A 16,472-nucleotide genomic window follows, 5' to 3' on the forward strand; every position below is an offset into this window, starting at 1 on the left:
TTCTCCAGCTTTCGAAGCAATCAGGAGAAGCATCAATGAATGGCTTGAGCGATGTACGGCTGCAACTGTTGGCGCAAGAGCTGCGCGCGGGGCAGTGGCCCAAGGTTTCCAGTGCCCCGGTGGGGCTCGGGCGCCTGGGGCTGATGGTGCATCGCTGGCGCTCGCGCAGGGTGCTGCGCGAGTTGAGCGATCACCAGTTGCTGGATATCGGCATCAGCCGCCAGCAAGCGCGGGAGGAAGGGTGCAAGCCATTCTGGCGAGCGTGATCAGAGCAGTTCCTTGAGCCGGTACCAGAGCATCCCCAGCGCCAGCAGCGGCGAGCGCAGGTGCTTGCCGCCCGGGAAGGTCGCGTGCGGCACCTTGGCGAACAGGTCGAAGCGCCCCGCCTGCTGGCCGCTGATGGCCTCGCCCAGCAGGCGCCCGGCCAGGTGCGTGGCGTTCAGGCCGTGGCCTGAGTAGGCCTGGGCGTAGTAGACGCTGGGATGGCTGGCCAGCCGACCCACCTGCGGCAGGCGGTTGGCGCCGATGCCGATCATGCCGCCCCACTGGTAGTCGATGCGCACGCCGGCCAACTGCGGGAACACCTTGAGCATCTTCGGGCCCATGTAGGCGCCGATGTCCTTCGGGTCGCGCCCGGAATAGTGGCAGGCGCCGCCGAACAGCAGGCGATGGTCGGCCGACAGGCGAAAATAATCCAGCGCCACGCGCTGGTCGCACACCGCCATGTTCTGCGGCAGCAACTGCCGTGCGCGCTCCTGCCCCAGGGGCTCGGTGGCGATGATGTAGCTGCCCGCAGGCAGCACCTTGCCGGCCAGTTCGCGGTTGAGATCGTTGTGGTAGGCGTTGGTGCACAGCACCAGGGTGTTGGCGCGCACCCGACCATGCGCCGTGTGCACCTGCACCTGCGGGCCGTAGTCGATGCGGGTGACTGGCGAGCGCTCGTGCAGTTTCACGCCCAGGCCTGCGGCGACGGCAGCTTCGCCAAGCGCGAGATTGAGCGGGTGAAGGTGGCCGGAGCCCATGTCTACCAGGCCGCCGGCGAAGCTGTCGGAGCCGACCACGCTGCGGATCTCGGACGCAGGCACCACGCGGACCTCGTGGCGGTAGCCCAGGCTGCGCAGTTCTTCGGCGTTTTCAGCGAAGCCGTCCAGCTCGGTGGACTTGTAGGCCAGGTCGCAGTAGCCCCAGGTCAGGTCGCAGGCGATGGCGTGGCGCTCGATACGTTGACGCGCGATTTCAACGGCTTCCAGGCCCATCAGCTTGAGGCTGCGCACGCCTTCTTCACCCAGCACGGGCAGGAACTGCCCGACATCATGGCCGACGCCGCGGATCAATTGCCCGCCGTTGCGACCGCTGGCGCCCCAGCCGATCTTGCGGGCCTCCAGAAGAATCACCGAGAAACCCCGCTCGGCCAGTTCGATGGCGGTGTTCAGGCCCGAGTAGCCACCGCCGACGATGCACACATCGGCGCTGTGCTCGCCCTCGAGGATGGGATGGTCCGGTTGCGGTGCGCTGCTGGCGGCGTAGTAGGAGGCGGCGTGCTGCGCGCTGTGGATCATCTGGAGAGGCCCTGGAGTTGGTGCGAAGGGGGCGAGGATAAATCCCGATTTCGCGGCAGGGCAACCGCAAGCTGAAGGCGGCACCGTATTTTCAGGTCGCGTCGTGATTCGAGTGCCTTCAGACGTAGCTACGAGACACTGATCCTCGCTCGAGCCTTACTAGCATTTCTGTCAGTAGCCTACCTGGGTAAATTGCGCTCGAATGGAAACGGGTTGCTGTTGGCCGACCGGGATGGAGCAACTTGCAGGATATCCGATAATCAATGGAGATCGGGACTATGAAACTCCAGGAAGTTCAGCGGTTTTTGCAATACAGAAGCCAGCTGAATCACTGTTTGAGACGTTAACGCTGTTTGCTGCCCGTGGATGGACGTGAAGCGCTTTACCCAACGTAATGGCTCAATGCGCTTTGCGCGATTGAACAATGAGATCAAGCATATCAAACTGGTTAAGGAAGGTCACTCATGGAACGTGAAAATAAGTTTGCGCTGAAGTATAAGATGCTACGAACCCACTCTCTTCCCTCGGTCGCGCCGGATTTACCTTTGGATACAGAGTTTGCCCAGAACGGGTATCTAAAGCTAGAAATTGACAGCTTCCCTGCTGCTCGGGCGGCGACAGTGGTGTCTTATCCGTGGGACGGCGAGGAGCGTTATGTCGTCGGTTATTACAATGGGATAAGGCAAGGATCTCCGCGTGCAGGGTTCACCCAGTTCAAAAAAGATGGCAGTGTGGATAGAGCCTTTGGTACTAGTGGGCACGTCCTTCTTCAGTTGGAAGTCAATAGAACCACCATCCCGGTCACCAGCTTCATCGATGCTCAGGATAATCTGGTTGTGTACGCCAACTCTATTGAAGAGGTTCCGGGGAGTCCGGGCATTGCCTATGAGCACTCCTATCTGATCAAAATGAATCACATCGGCGTACTGGACAAAGCATTTGGAGATAAAGGACAGCTGAATTTGGATGACTTGGTAGACTCGCATTTTCCTCCTCGCTATAAAGAGTATAATGAAGCTTATTGTCTCAGCGCCTTCCCTGATCCCAACGGTGGCTACTACCTGTCGGCTCACTTAAGGGAGTCCCTTTTCGGTGAGGTTGATAGTTTGATCGTGCGGCTCAATGCCAGCGGTACCATCGACACGAACTTTGGAGAGAACGGTGGCATCATCATTCGACGCAATGAAACCGCCCTATCGAACCGGTACTTGACAGACCTTGCCGTGCATGAAGGAAAGCTGCTGGCCTCATGCGTGATTTCAGGATATGAGCCGGATTCCGTGTTGTATGCCTATACACTGGAGGGTCAACGCGACTTCGGTTATGGCAAGGGCGGGGAGGCTCGCCTTGGCATCGTAAGTGGAGCGATTGGGTCACTCTCTGATAACACGTTGAGTGCTGTGGGCTACAGCTATCATGATAATAAGCAATTCGCTACTTTGTCCACGGTCCATGAATCTGGCAAAACCATCAAACACTCTGAGAGGGATGAAGCTGGCCTGCAAGAGCCACGGTGGCTTTCTGCATCCAAGGCAGGAAATCGGATTTATTGCGCGGGCCGCGATTTTTACTTTAATTCAATGGTGGGTTGTTATTCGGCCGATACGCTAAATCTGGATAAATCATTCAACGAGGTGGGATACGGCATGCTGCCTGCAGGGGTTGAGACAAGCATTAGAGCCACATCGATAGTGCTGCCCAACGGCTCATTGCTTATCGCGGGCGCGTACCAGCGCCAGGCCGCAGTCTTTGCCGTCAAGACCACGTCGTGAAACGCTGCCCAGGCATTTGCGGTCTTGATCCGGCTCAGGCCTGGAATGCAGGGTTGGCGAGTGGCTGTACTCCAGTTCGAAATTGAGCTGGAGTACATCGTCCACTGCCTGGTGGTGAGGATCAGGGAACGCGGTCGGGTCAGCCCGGTCCCCCGCATTCGAAGCCTGACCCACGATGCAGGGCGAGACGGGTAAGCACGACAGTTCGGGGCGCTGATTCATCCGCGAACCGGTCTTATAATCCCCCATAACCTTCAATGACACACCGCCCATGCCCTGCAACCACAAGATCCAGTTCCTGCGCGAACTCATTCCCTCCTTCGAATGCGAGCCCGGCTGCCACGATTGCTGCGGCCCGGTCACCACGTCCAGCGAAGAGATGGCGCGCCTGCCGCGCAAGATCCAGGCCGAACAGGATGCTGCGCTCGAGCGCCTGGACTGCGTGCACCTCGGCTCACAAGGCTGCACTGTCTATGAAGAGCGCCCGCTGATCTGCCGCCTGTTCGGAACCACGCCGCGCATGGCCTGCCCACGTGGGCGCGGCCCGCAGGAGCCGATCGAGCCGCAGGCCGAACAGTTGATCCATGGCTACATCGCCAGCACCCGCCAGGTGCTGGTCTGACGCTTCAGTCCGGAATTGGCAGGCAGAGGCTCTCTTTGACCTCTTCCATCACGATGTAGCTCTTCGATTCGCGCACGTGCGGCAGCTTGAGCAGGATGTCGCCCAGCAGCTTGCGGTACGAGGCCATTTCGGAAATGCGCGCCTTCACCAGATAGTCGAAGTCCCCCGATACCAGGTGGCACTCCAGCACGTGGGGCAGCTTGAGCACGGCACGGCGGAACTCTTCGAAGGTGTCGCCGGACTTGTAGTCCAGGCTGATCTCGACGAACACCAGCAGGCTGCCCTTGAGGTGTTGCGGATTGAGGCGGGCGTTGTAGCCCATGATGATGCCCTCACGTTCCAGACGGCGGACACGCTCGGTGCAGGGGGTGGTGGACAACCCGACTTTCTCGCCCAGCTCGGTGAAGGAGATACGCCCGTCATTCTGCAGGATGCGCAGGATATTGCGGTCGATCTTGTCCAGTTCACGTTTGCTCTGGTGTTGGGTTCTCATAGGGGATGCCCCTCCGTGAAAGGCGTTCTTGCCGAGAATTCTCGCCAAATATAGGTTTTTATATAGTGAAATGCACTGGGCTGAGATTCTTATACTGCGCGCATCCATGCCATTTCAACAAAAGACTGCGGTGTACCGCGTGCGAGGGATAGACGATGCGAGTTCTGGTACTTGGTAGCGGTGTGATCGGAACCGCCAGTGCCTACTACCTGGCCCGGCAAGGTTTCGAAGTGACGGTGGTCGATCGCCAGCCGGCGGTGGCCATGGAAACCAGCTTTGCCAACGCCGGCCAGATTTCGCCCGGCTATGCCTCGCCCTGGGCCGCCCCGGGCGTGCCGCTCAAGGCCATCAAGTGGCTGCTCGAGCGCCACGCACCACTCGCCATCAAGCTGACCGGCGACGTCGACCAGTACCTGTGGATGGCGCAGATGCTGCGCAATTGCACCGCCAATCGCTACGCGGTGAACAAGGAGCGCATGGTGCGTCTGTCCGAGTACAGCCGCGACTGCCTGGACGAACTGCGCGCCGAAACCGGCATCGCCTACGAAAGCCGCACCCTGGGCACCACTCAACTGTTCCGTACCCAGGCCCAGGTCGATGCTGCGGCCAAGGACATCGCCGTGCTCGAGCAGTCCGGCGTGCCCTACGAGCTGCTCGACCGCGACGGCATCGCCCGTGTCGAACCTGCGCTGGCAGGTGTGAAGGATATTCTCGCCGGCGCCCTGCGCCTGCCCAACGACCAGACCGGCGACTGCCAGCTGTTCACCACCAAACTGGCCGACATGGCCATCAAGCTGGGTGTCGAATTCCGTTTCGGCCAGAACATCCAGCGCCTGGACCATGCAGGCGACCGTATCAACGGCGTGTGGATCGACGGCAAGCTGGAAACCGCCGATCGCTACGTGCTGGCGCTGGGCAGCTATTCGCCGCAACTGCTCAAGCCGCTGGGCATCAAGGCGCCAGTGTATCCGCTCAAGGGTTACTCGTTGACCGTGCCGATCACCGACGCCGACATGGCGCCGGCTTCGACCATCCTCGACGAAACCTACAAGGTCGCCATCACCCGCTTCGACAACCGCATCCGTGTCGGTGGCATGGCGGAAATCGCCGGTTTTGACCTGTCGCTGAACCCGCGCCGGCGTGAAACGCTGGAGATGATCGTCAACGACCTTTATCCTCGCGGCGGCGACCTGAGCCAGGCGAGCTTCTGGACCGGCCTGCGCCCGGCCACCCCGGACGGCACCCCGATCGTGGGTGCCACGGCGTTGCGCAACCTGTTCCTCAATACAGGTCACGGCACCCTGGGCTGGACCATGGCCTGCGGCTCCGGTCGCCTGCTGGCCGACCTGATCGCGCGCAAGAAGCCGCAGATCAGCGCCGAGGGGTTGGATATCTCGCGTTATGGCAACAGCCGCGAGAGTGCTGGCCAAGCTAGCCCGGTGTCGGCTCACCAGTAATTGCAGCGCTGGCCTCTTCGCGGGCAAGCCTGCTCCCACGGCAGGATGAGGACTTGTGGGAGCGGGCTTGCCCGCGAAAAGGCCAGCACCGTTCCTCCGTCATAAACAGATCCACCAGAAGGCTGCCCTCCATGCGCCCCGCCCGTGCCCTGATCGACCTCCAAGCCCTTCGTCACAACTATCGCCTGGCCCGTGAACTGTCCGGCGCCAAGGCCCTCGCCGTGATCAAGGCCGATGCCTACGGCCATGGTGCGGTACGTTGCGCCCTGGCGCTGGAAACCGAGGCCGACGGCTTTGCCGTGGCCTGCATCGAAGAGGCCCTGGAGTTGCGCGCCGCAGGGATCAAGGCCCCGGTGCTGTTGCTCGAAGGCTTCTTCGAGGCCAGCGAGCTGGCGCTGATCGCCGAGCACGACCTGTGGTGCGTTGTGCATTCGCTGTGGCAGCTCGAAGCGATCGAGCAGACCGCCGTGCACAAGCCGCTGAACGTCTGGCTCAAGCTCGACAGCGGCATGCACCGCGTCGGCCTGCATCCCAAGGACTATCACGACGCATACCAACGCCTGCTGGCCAGCGGCAAGGTTGCGCGCATCGTGCTGATGACCCACTTCGCCCGCGCCGACGAACTCGATGCCTCGACCACCGAGCAGCAGGTCGCCGTGTTCGAGGCCGCCCGCCAGGGCCTGGCCGCCGAGTGCAGCCTGCGCAACTCTCCCGGTGTACTGGGCTGGCCGCAGGTGCCGAGTGACTGGGTACGTCCGGGCATCATGCTGTACGGCGCCACGCCGTTCGAGGTCGAGCAGGCTGCGGCTGCGCGCCTGCAGCCGGTGATGACCCTGCAATCGCGCATCATCAGCGTGCGCGAACTGCCGACCGGTGAGCCGGTCGGCTATGGTGCCAAATTCACCAGCCCACGCCCGACCCGGGTTGGCGTGGTCGCGATGGGTTACGCCGATGGTTACCCGCGCCATGCGCCCACCGGCACCCCGGTGGTGGTCGCCGGCAAACGCACCCAACTGATCGGCCGGGTCTCGATGGACATGCTCTGCGTCGACCTCACCGAGGTGCCTGAGGCCACCGTCGGCAGCCCGGTAGAGTTGTGGGGCAAGCAGGTGCTGGCCAGCGAAGTGGCGCAGCAGGCCGGCACCATTCCCTATCAGATTTTCTGCAATCTGCGGCGCGTGCCGTTGGACTACTACGGCGAGTGAAGCGCTGAAGCGGGCAGGCTGGGGTCTTGCGTGTTGTAAATACTGAACGGCATTGCCATGATATCGTTCACATTCGACCCCACCTCGACCGTTTCTGGAGGCGCAAGCTTTGGACGTCGGCGAACGACTGCAAGCCATCCGCAAGCTCAAGGGCCTGTCCCAGCGCGAACTCGCCAAACGGGCGGGCGTGACCAACAGCACCATCTCGATGATCGAGAAGAACAGCGTGAGCCCGTCGATCAGCTCCCTGCGCAAGGTGCTCAGCGGCATCCCCATGTCGATGGTCGAGTTCTTTTCCGTCGAGCTTGCACCTGAAAGTCCGACCCAGATCGTCTACAAGGCCCACGAGCTGATCGACATTTCCGACGGCGCGGTGACCATGAAGCTGGTCGGCAAGTCGCACCCCAATCGTGCCATCGCCTTTCTCAACGAGGTCTATCCGCCGGGCGCCGACACGGGCGAAGAGATGCTCACCCACGATGGCGAAGAGACCGGCATTCTGCTCGAAGGCCGTCTGGAGCTGGTGGTTGGCGCCGAAACCTTCATCCTCGAAGCGGGCGACAGCTACTACTTCGAAAGCACCCGTCCGCACCGTTTCCGCAACCCCTTCGAAGAGCCCGCCCGCCTGATCAGCGCTGCCACACCGTCGAACTTTTGATCCAGCGCAGCGTATTGTTTCGTCAATACCCCTTTCCTGAGTAGGGTCGTTTCACGCCTCCCGGGTTGCCGCTATACTTTTCAACGCTCGCCAACCGTGGCCGCGGGCGTGATTAGCCACCATGAGGGTGTACGCGTGAACCCAATCAAGAAGATGCTGGCCGTACCAGCAGCCGTAATCGCCCTGTGGGCACTGAGCGCAACTGCAGCGACCAACGACGACATCGCCAAGCGCCTGGAGCCGGTGGGGCAGGTGTGCGTGCAGGGTCAGGAATGCAAGGGCATGGAAGTGGCCGTTTCGGCCGGTGGTGGTGGCGCCAAGACGCCCGATGAAATCATCGCCAAGCATTGCAATGCCTGCCATGGCACCGGCCTGCTGAATGCGCCGAAGATCGGCGATACCGCGGCCTGGAAAGAGCGCGCCGATCACCAGGGTGGTCTCGACGGTATCCTCGCCAAGGCCATCACCGGCATCAACGCCATGCCGCCCAAGGGTACCTGCGCCGATTGCTCGGACGACGAGCTCAAGGGTGCTATCAAGAAGATGTCGGGGCTGTAGGTCGGCCCGTTCAGCAAATCGGCCAGGGTAATGGTCACAGCCTGTAAGCCCCCAAAGCCACAGGAGCACCCGATGCCGCACCGCTGCTCGATCGACCAGGCCGTCGACCAGGTCCTGGCCCGCCTTCCGGCGCATATCCACATGGGCCTGCCCCTGGGCCTGGGCAAACCGAATGCCTTCGTCAACGCCCTCTATGCGCGCATCCGTGACCTTCCCGAGCGCCGCCTGACGATCTATACCGCCCTGAGCCTGGGGCGGCCACCGCTTGGCGACGGTCTGCAGCGGCGCTTCCTCGCGCCCTTCGTCGAGCGGGTGTTCGCCGACTACGAAGAGCTCGACTACCTCGCCGACCTGCGCAACGACAGCCTGCCGGCCAACATCCGCGTCGAGCAGTTCTTCATGCAACCGGGTTCGCTGCTGCACAGCGAGACCGCCCAGCAGGACTACGTCAGCAGCAACTACAGCCATGCTGCCCGCGACATCAACGCCAAGGGCTTGAACCTCATCGCCCAGATCGTCGCCGCCACCCCCGAATGCCCCGATCACCTGAGCCTGGCCTGCAACCCCGACATCACCCTCGATCTGCTGCCGATGATCGCCAGGCGCCGCGCAGCCGGTGAAACCATCCTGCTGCTTGGCCAGGTGCATGCCGAACTGCCTTACATGCCGGGCGATGCCGAACTTCCGGCGCAGGATTTCGACCTGCTGATCGACACGCCCGAGCAGCGTCGGCTGTTTTCCACGCCCAACATGCCGGTCACGCTCCAGGACCACTGCATCGGCCTGCACGCCAGCGCCCTGGTGCGCGATGGCGGCACCCTGCAGATCGGCATCGGCGCCATGGGCGATGCCGTGGCCGCAGCATTGCTGGCGCGCCAGGGCGACAACCCGGCCTACCGGGCGTTGCTGGAAGATCTGGATCTGGCTCCGTGGCAGGCGCTGATCGAGCGCGAGGGTGGCCTGGACGACTTCGCCCAGGGGCTCTACGGCTGCAGCGAGATGTTCGTCAACGGCCTGCTGGCGCTGGCCGAGGCGGGGGTGGTACGGCGCCCGGCCGATGAACAGGGTGTGCTGGTGCATGGCGGATTCTTTCTCGGCACTGCGGATTTCTACCAGCGCCTGCGGCAGATGCCCCTCGAGCAGCGCAAGCGCTTCGCCATGACCGCCATCAGCTTCATCAACGAACTGTACGGCGACGAAGCGCTCAAGCGCCGCCAGCGCCGCGATGCGCGCTTCGTCAATACGGTGTTCGGCATGACCTTGCTCGGAGCCGGGGTGGCCGATCAGTTGGAGGATGGCCGGGTGCTCAGCGGCGTGGGCGGGCAGTACAACTTCGTCGCCCAGGGCCATGCGCTGGAGGGCGCACGCTCGATCCTGCTGCTGCGCAGCTGGCGCGAGGCAGGCGGGGAGGTGACTTCCAACCTGTTCTGGCAGTACGGCCATTGCACCATTCCCCGGCACCTGCGCGACATCGTCATCACCGAGTACGGCATCGCCGACCTGCGTGGCCAGACCGACAGCGAGGTGATTGCGCGGTTGCTGGCTATTAGTGACTCACGGTTCCAGAAGCCGTTGATGGAGCAGGCGAAGAAGGCCGGCAAGCTGGCGCGGGACTTCGAGCTATCGACACGCTTCACCGACAACACGCCCGAGCGCCTGGAGGCGATCAAAGTGCGGCATGCCGGGTTGTTCCCCGAATATCCGCTGGGCAGCGACTTCACGCCTGAGGAACAGGACCTGCTGCGGGCGCTCAACTGGCTCAAGAGCAAGTTCAAGCTGAGCGAGGTGCTGGAGTTGGGCAAGGCTGCGCTGGATGCGCCGGGGCCAGAGGGGTATGCGAGGCATCTTGCGCGGATGCAACTGGATCAGCCGCAGGGACTGAAGGAAGAGCTTTACCAGCGGTTGTTGCTGGCGGGCTTGCAGGCTGCAAGATAAACGCTCGGACATACTGTCCCCTGTGGGAGCGGGTTTACCCGCGAATGCGATGGCGCATCCCAAATCGCATTCGCGGGTAGACCCGCTCCCACAGAGATCGCGTAGCGGCCTTATTCGATGAAGGTCACGACCCCACCTTCCAGCGACTTCACCCGCGCCAGCGATTCGACGCGGTAACCCTGGCTGTCCAGCTCGGCGCGGCCGCCCTGGAACGACTTCTCGATGACGATCCCCAGGCCCGCCACGGTGGCGCCGGCCTGCTTGATGATCGAGATCAGTGCCTGCGAGGCCTTGCCGTTGGCCAGGAAGTCATCGATCACCAGCACGCGGTCGCTGCTGTTGAGGTGACGCGGCGAGATGGCCACGGTGTTCTCGGTCTGCTTGGTGAAGGAGTACACCGAAGCGGTCAGCAGGTTCTCGGTCAGGGTCAGCGACTGGTGCTTGCGGGCGAAGATCACCGGCACACCCAGCTTCAGGCCGGTCATCACTGCCGGGGCGATGCCCGAGGCTTCGATGGTGACGATCTTGGTCACGCCGGAGTCTGCGAACAGGCGGGCGAACTCGTCACCGATCAGCTGCATCAGCGCAGGGTCGATCTGGTGGTTGAGAAACGCGTCGACTTTGAGAACCTGATCGGAAAGCACGATGCCTTCTTCGCGAATCTTCTGATGCAGTGCTTGCACTGTGTATTCCTCGATGTAGCAAGAGTGGCCGCGCCCAGAAGGTAGCGGCAAAGGTTGAAAGAGTAATGGTTGATCAGCGTTTGAGCATGGCCCTGATGTCGGCCAGCGCGTTGTTGCCGCGTGCGGCCTTCACTTCCACAGGCGCATCGTCCAGACCTTCCCAGGCCAGGTCGTCCGGCGGCAGTTCGTCGAGGAACCGGCTGGGCGTGCAGTCGATGATTTCACCGTACTGCTTGCGCTTGGCGGCGAAGGTGAAGGCCAGGGTCTGGCGTGCGCGGGTGATGCCCACGTAGGCCAGGCGGCGTTCTTCCTCGATGGTGTCGGCCTCGATGCTCGAGCGGTGGGGGAGGATTTCCTCCTCCATGCCCATGATGAACACGTAGGGGAATTCCAGGCCCTTGGAGGCGTGCAAGGTCATCATCTGCACGCCTTCGGCGTTTTCTTCCTCTTCCTGCTGGCGCTCGAGCATGTCGCGCAGCACCAGCTTGCCGATCGCGTCCTCGATGGTCATGTCGCCCTCTTCGTCCTTCTCGAGGGTGTTCTTCAGCGCATCGATCAGGAACCAGACGTTGCCGATGCGAAAATCCGCCGCCTTGTCGCTGGCGGTGTTCTGGCGAATCCAGTTCTCGTAGTCGATATCCTTGACCATCTCGTGCAGCGCGGCGATCGGGTCTTCCAGGGCAACCTTGTGGCGCACGCCGTCGAGCCAGTGCTTGAAGCGCTGCAAGCGCTCGGTGTAGCGCGCATCCAGGTGTTCGCCCAGGCCCAGTTCCTCGCTGGCGGCATACATCGACACGCCGCGCTCGGTGGCGTAGTTGCCGAGCTTTTCGAGCGTGGTCGAGCCGATTTCGCGGCGCGGCACGTTGATCACCCGCAGGTAGGCGTTGTCGTCGTCCGGGTTGACCAGCAGGCGCAGGTAGGCCATGAGGTCCTTGACTTCCTGTCGGCCGAAGAAGCTGTTGCCGCCCGACAGGCGATAGGGCACCTGGTGATGCTGCAGCTTCAGTTCGATCAGCTTGGCCTGGTAGTTGCCCCGGTAGAGGATGGCGAAGTCGCTGTAGGGGCGGTTGGTGCGCAGGTGCAGGGTGAGGATTTCCATGGCCACGCGTTCGGCCTCGGCTTCCTCGTTCTTGCAGCGGATCACGCGGATCTCGTCGCCCACCCCCATCTCGCTCCACAGCTGTTTCTCGAAGTCGTGGGGGTTGTTGGCGATCAGCACGTTGGCGCAGCGCAGGATGCGGCTGGTAGAGCGGTAGTTCTGCTCGAGCATCACCACTTTCAGGGAGGGGTAGTCCTCCTTGAGCAGCATCAGGTTTTCCGGGCGCGCGCCACGCCAGGCGTAGATCGACTGGTCGTCGTCGCCAACCACGGTGAACTGGTTGCGCATGCCGATGAGCATCTTCACCAGCAGGTACTGGCTGGCGTTGGTGTCCTGGTATTCGTCGACCAGCAGGTAGCGCACGCGGTTCTGCCAGCGCTCGAGCACATCGGTGTGCTCCTGGAACAGCTTGACCGGCAGCAGGATCAGGTCGTCGAAGTCCACCGCGTTGTACGCCTTGAGCGTGCGCTGGTAGTGGGTGTAGACGATGGCGGCGGTTTGCTCGCGCGGGTTGCGCGCCTTTTCCAGGGCTTCGGCGGGCAGGATCAGGTCGTTCTTCCACGAGCCGATCATGTTCTTGATCTCGTCCAGCCCGTCGTCGCCGGAATATTCCTTCTGCATGATGTCCGACAGCAGTGCCTTGATGTCGGATTCGTCGAAGATCGAGAAGCCCGGCTTGTAGCCCAGGCGCTGGTGTTCCCGGCGGATGATGTTCAGGCCCAGGTTGTGAAAGGTGCACACCGTCAGGCCCCGACCTTCGCCCGGACGCAGCAGGGTACCGACCCGCTCCTTCATCTCGCGCGCGGCCTTGTTGGTGAAGGTCATGGCGACGATGTACTGGGCACGGATGCCGCAGTTCTGGATGAGGTGGGCAATCTTGCGCGTGATCACGCTGGTCTTGCCGGAGCCTGCACCGGCGAGCACCAATAGAGGGCCGCCGACGTAGTCTCGGGCTTCCTGTTGCCGGGGATTGAGTCGGGACATGCTAGAAACCGGGAGTAACCAGAAAATAGCCGCGCATTCTAGCAGGCATGGGTCGGTTATGGCGCGACCGTCTGACAGTGTGATGCAGCGCACCATTCAGATTTGCGGGCGATGCGACTTTCGCGCAGGATGCACGGCAAAATCCGTCGAGATGCAGGGCAGGGATCGCCACATATAAAAGTGAGAATCATTTCCACTTGTCGGTTAGGATACGGCGCATCATCGGTCACACCGTCCAAGCCCTAAGGAGCCCGCTTGTCCACGCCCGTCGAACCGTTGCGTTTGCTGCTGTTGGCCGATGAGCCGGAATGGGCCGCAGTGCTGCGCGAATGTGTCCAGCCGCTGGCCGGCAGCGCCGTGCTGCTGACTGCACCGAACTGGGAGGCGGTGGACAGCCTGTTCGTTCACGACCGCCAGGCCGTGGTGCTGGCCACGCCTGAACTGCAGCCGGCGCCCGGGCGATGCGACCTGCCGACCATCCTGCTGCTGGAACACGAACCTGATGCACCGCCGGTAGGCGTCAGCGACTGGCTGGTGCGCGGGCAGTTGAGTAGCGATGCCTTGCGCCGCTCGTTGCGCCATGTGCGCGAACGTGGCGTGCTGGTAGCCACCCTGCAACGCCTGGCCGAGCAGGATCCGCTCACCGGCATCGCCAACCGCCAGGGCTTCCAGGCGCTGCTCACCGCGCGCCTGGCGGAAAACGCCGGTCGAGGCCTGGCCCTTGGTCACCTGGACCTGGACAACTTCCGTCACGTAAACGATGCCCTGGGCCACCAGGGTGGCGATCGCCTGATCCTGCAGGTGGTCAACCGCCTCAAGCAGCAGTTGGAAGCCGGCGACCAGTTGGCGCGCCTGGGCAGCGACGAGTTCGCCCTGCTGATCGATACCCGCCGCGACCCCGGTCGCGCCGAACGCACTGCCGAGCGCATCATCGAAGCCCTGGCCGAGCCCTACTGGATCGACGGCGAAAGCCTGCTGCTGGGCTGCAGCCTGGGGCTTGCGCATGCCCGCGCCCAGGCTGGTGCCGATCCGTTGATGTGGCATGCGCACATCGCCATGCGCCAGGCCAAGGGCAGCCAGGGCTGCACCTACCACGTGTTCAACGAGCGGATAAACAGCAACGCGCGCAGCCTCGCCGACCTGGAAAGCGAGCTGCGCCGCGCCTTGCGCCGTGACGAGCTGGAACTGCACTATCAGCCGCGCCTGAACCTCAAGGACGGCACCATCGTCGGCCTCGAGGCGCTGGTGCGCTGGCGCCATGCCGAGCGCGGCCTGCTGCCGCCCAGCGAGTTCGTGCCGCTGGCCGAGCAGAGCGGGCTGATCGTGCCGCTGGGTTACTGGGTGATTTCCCGCGCCCTGCGCGACATGCAGGCTCTGGGCGAGCACGGCCTGGCGCCGCTGCACATGGCGGTGAACCTGAGTTTCCGCCAGTTCCAGGACAGCCAACTGCTGGCCACCCTGAGCCGCTTGATCGTCGAGCATGGGGTCGATGCACGCTGGCTGGAGTTCGAGCTGACCGAAACCGCGGTGATGCGCCGCAACGAGGTGGTGCGCCAGACCATGGATGCGCTGGGGCGCCTGGGTGTGCGCTTCTCGCTGGACGACTTCGGTACCGGCTTCTCGTCGTTCGTGCACCTGAACAGCCTGCCCATCACTTTGCTCAAGGTCGATCGCAGCTTCGTCGCCGGCATGGAGCAGCGCGAGGAGAACCGCAAGCTGGTGCACGCCATGATCAACCTGGCGCACAACCTCAACCTGGAGGTGGTCGCCGAGGGCGTGGAAAGTGACGAGCAACTGGGTCTGCTGCGCGATTTCGGTTGCGACCAGGTGCAAGGGTTCCTGGTGAGCCGGCCGCTGCCGATCGATGAGCTGATCGTGTACCTGTTCCAGGCGGCCAAGCCGCAGTTGGTGAGCGTCTAGCCTGTAACGCCCCTATCGCGGGGCATACAGATACACCGTCGGTTCTGGATTGCGTGCAATACCTGTGGGCGCGGGCTTGCCCCGCGATAGAGGCGCCACCGATGTCAGGCCGAAACCGCCGCCCCCACGGCCGCCTTGCCCAGCAACCGCTTCATTCGCCATTCGAATGCCAGCGTCAGTGCCACTGCTGCACACGCCAACCCCAGCGCCAGGCCCCACCAGATGCCCACCGCGCCGCCGCCCAGGGTGAAGGCGAACACCCAGGCGCACGGCGCGCCGACCAGCCAGTAGCACAACAGGCCGATGACGAAGGTGGTCTTGGCATCCTTCAGGCCACGAATCGAGCCCATGGCGATGGTCTGCGTGCCGTCGAACAGCTCGAACCAGGCCGCCACCATCACCAGTTGCACGGCCAGGGCGAAGATCGCCGCAAATGCCGGATCATTCCGGTCGACCAGCAGTCCCACGAAGGTTTCCGGGAACAGCCAGAACACCACGGCAAAGCCGAACATCACCACCGCGCCCATGCCGATCCCGACCCGCCCGGCGCTGCGTGCGGCCAGCAGGTTGCCTGCGCCGTAGTACAGCCCGACACGCATGGTCACCGCGTAGGACAACCCGGTCGGCACCATGAACGCTGCCGAGACGATCGGCAGGGCGATCTGGTGCGCCGCCAGCTCGGTGTCGCCCAGCACGCCCATGCACAGGGCGGCGAAGGCGAACAGGCCGACTTCGACGATGTAGGTGCCGCCGATCGGCAGGCCCAGTCGCCACAGCTCGCGCAGGGCGTCGAGCGACGGCCGCGACAGGCCCTTGCGCAGCGGATAGGCGTCGTAGGCGCGGTGCCAGCGGATGTACAGGGCCAGGGCCACGGCCATGCCCAGCGACACCACCGCAGTGACCAGGCCGATACCCATCAGGCCCAGCTTGGGCAGGCCGAACATGCCTTCGATCAGTGCATGGTTGAACAGGTAGTTGAGCACCGTGCCCACCAGGCTGATGACCATCACTGGGGTCGAATGGCCCAGGGCGCTGGTGAAGCCGCGCAGGGCCATGAAGGTGAGGTAGCCGGGCAGGGCCAACGGCAGCAGGGTGAGGAACTGCATGGCCATGTCGACGTTGTCGGGGCGCTGGCCGAACAGCAGCAACACCGGCTTGAGGTTCCACAGCACCAGTGCTGCACCCAGCGCCAGGCCCCAGGCCAGCCACAGCCCGTTCTGCGCCAGGCGGGTGGCGCCGGCGATGTCGCCCGCACCCTTGCGGAACGCCACCAGGGTGCCGACTGCGGCAATCACGCCCAGGCAGAAGATCGACACGAACGAATAGCTCGCCGCGCCCAGACCGCCGCCGGCCAGCGCCTGCGGGCTGATGCGCGCCATCATCAGGGTGTCGGTGAGCACCATCAGCATGTGCGCCATTTGCGAGGCGACCAGTGGCCCGGCCAGGCGCAGCAGGGCCTTGAGTTCGGTGGTGGGCGCGACATGCATGGGGCGAAGTCCTTGGGTATGGGTCCTACGGGGAGAACTG

The 16,472-nt window shown here is 63.2% G+C and carries 14 protein-coding genes; 9 read left to right on the plus strand and 5 right to left on the minus strand.

What is annotated here, in order from left to right:
* Window positions 1-35: 35 nt before the first annotated feature.
* Window positions 36-266 carry a DUF1127 domain-containing protein gene (locus AC1TXO_RS00615; RefSeq protein ID WP_486404591.1) on the plus strand — a complete coding sequence of 77 codons (231 nt, stop codon included), beginning with the start codon at window positions 36-38 and terminating at the stop codon, window positions 264-266.
* Here AC1TXO_RS00615 and AC1TXO_RS00620 read toward each other — a convergent pair whose 3' ends face one another.
* Window positions 267-1,559, minus strand: coding sequence for an NAD(P)/FAD-dependent oxidoreductase (locus AC1TXO_RS00620; RefSeq protein ID WP_486404592.1), 1,293 nt, complete (start codon window positions 1,557-1,559; stop codon window positions 267-269). It lies immediately after the preceding gene.
* A gap of 464 nt (window positions 1,560-2,023) precedes the next feature.
* Between AC1TXO_RS00620 and AC1TXO_RS00625 the strand changes: the two genes are divergently transcribed.
* Window positions 2,024-3,331: a hypothetical protein gene (locus AC1TXO_RS00625; RefSeq protein WP_486404593.1), complete on the plus strand. Its 1,308-nt coding sequence runs from the start codon at window positions 2,024-2,026 to the stop codon at window positions 3,329-3,331.
* 271 nt (window positions 3,332-3,602) lie between these two features.
* Window positions 3,603-3,953 (plus strand): YkgJ family cysteine cluster protein, encoded by a 351-nt coding sequence (locus AC1TXO_RS00630; RefSeq protein WP_486404594.1) that lies wholly within the window; start codon window positions 3,603-3,605, stop codon window positions 3,951-3,953.
* A gap of 4 nt (window positions 3,954-3,957) precedes the next feature.
* On the opposite strand, the gene dadR is transcribed toward AC1TXO_RS00630, so the two are convergent.
* Complete coding sequence (gene dadR, locus AC1TXO_RS00635; protein WP_003258963.1) at window positions 3,958-4,446, minus strand: transcriptional regulator DadR; 489 nt, start codon at window positions 4,444-4,446, stop codon at window positions 3,958-3,960.
* A 155-nt stretch (window positions 4,447-4,601) separates the two neighbouring features.
* Between dadR and dadA the strand changes: the two genes are divergently transcribed.
* From dadA to AC1TXO_RS00660, 5 genes are all read left to right on the plus strand, one after another.
* Complete coding sequence (dadA, locus tag AC1TXO_RS00640; protein WP_486404595.1) at window positions 4,602-5,903, plus strand: D-amino acid dehydrogenase; 1,302 nt, start codon at window positions 4,602-4,604, stop codon at window positions 5,901-5,903.
* A 131-nt stretch (window positions 5,904-6,034) separates the two neighbouring features.
* Complete coding sequence (gene alr, locus AC1TXO_RS00645) at window positions 6,035-7,108, plus strand: alanine racemase (RefSeq protein WP_486404596.1); 1,074 nt, start codon at window positions 6,035-6,037, stop codon at window positions 7,106-7,108.
* A 109-nt stretch (window positions 7,109-7,217) separates the two neighbouring features.
* The gene (locus AC1TXO_RS00650) at window positions 7,218-7,766 is read left to right on the plus strand and encodes a cupin domain-containing protein (protein WP_186669898.1); all 549 of its coding nucleotides are present in this window, start codon (window positions 7,218-7,220) and stop codon (window positions 7,764-7,766) included.
* A 135-nt stretch (window positions 7,767-7,901) separates the two neighbouring features.
* Window positions 7,902-8,324, plus strand: coding sequence for a c-type cytochrome (locus AC1TXO_RS00655; protein WP_486404597.1), 423 nt, complete (start codon window positions 7,902-7,904; stop codon window positions 8,322-8,324).
* A gap of 72 nt (window positions 8,325-8,396) precedes the next feature.
* On the plus strand, window positions 8,397-10,259 hold the full coding sequence (locus AC1TXO_RS00660; protein ID WP_486404598.1) for an acetyl-CoA hydrolase/transferase C-terminal domain-containing protein: 1,863 nt from the start codon (window positions 8,397-8,399) through the stop codon (window positions 10,257-10,259).
* Window positions 10,260-10,369: 110 nt separating this feature from the next.
* Here the strand turns inward: AC1TXO_RS00660 and AC1TXO_RS00665 are convergent, their stop codons facing one another.
* Together AC1TXO_RS00665 and rep are read right to left on the minus strand one after the other, a co-directional pair.
* Complete coding sequence (locus tag AC1TXO_RS00665) at window positions 10,370-10,942, minus strand: xanthine phosphoribosyltransferase (RefSeq protein ID WP_486404599.1); 573 nt, start codon at window positions 10,940-10,942, stop codon at window positions 10,370-10,372.
* Between the two features lie 73 nt (window positions 10,943-11,015).
* Complete coding sequence (rep, locus tag AC1TXO_RS00670; protein ID WP_486404600.1) at window positions 11,016-13,025, minus strand: DNA helicase Rep; 2,010 nt, start codon at window positions 13,023-13,025, stop codon at window positions 11,016-11,018.
* Between the two features lie 255 nt (window positions 13,026-13,280).
* Between rep and AC1TXO_RS00675 the strand changes: the two genes are divergently transcribed.
* Window positions 13,281-14,945 carry a putative bifunctional diguanylate cyclase/phosphodiesterase gene (locus tag AC1TXO_RS00675; protein ID WP_486404601.1) on the plus strand — a complete coding sequence of 555 codons (1,665 nt, stop codon included), beginning with the start codon at window positions 13,281-13,283 and terminating at the stop codon, window positions 14,943-14,945.
* 104 nt (window positions 14,946-15,049) lie between these two features.
* On the opposite strand, the gene AC1TXO_RS00680 is transcribed toward AC1TXO_RS00675, so the two are convergent.
* On the minus strand, window positions 15,050-16,432 hold the full coding sequence (locus AC1TXO_RS00680) for a NorM family multidrug efflux MATE transporter (RefSeq protein WP_486404602.1): 1,383 nt from the start codon (window positions 16,430-16,432) through the stop codon (window positions 15,050-15,052).
* Window positions 16,433-16,472: the final 40 nt, after the last annotated feature.

This window comes from Pseudomonas sp. FA117 (assembly GCF_057370475.1).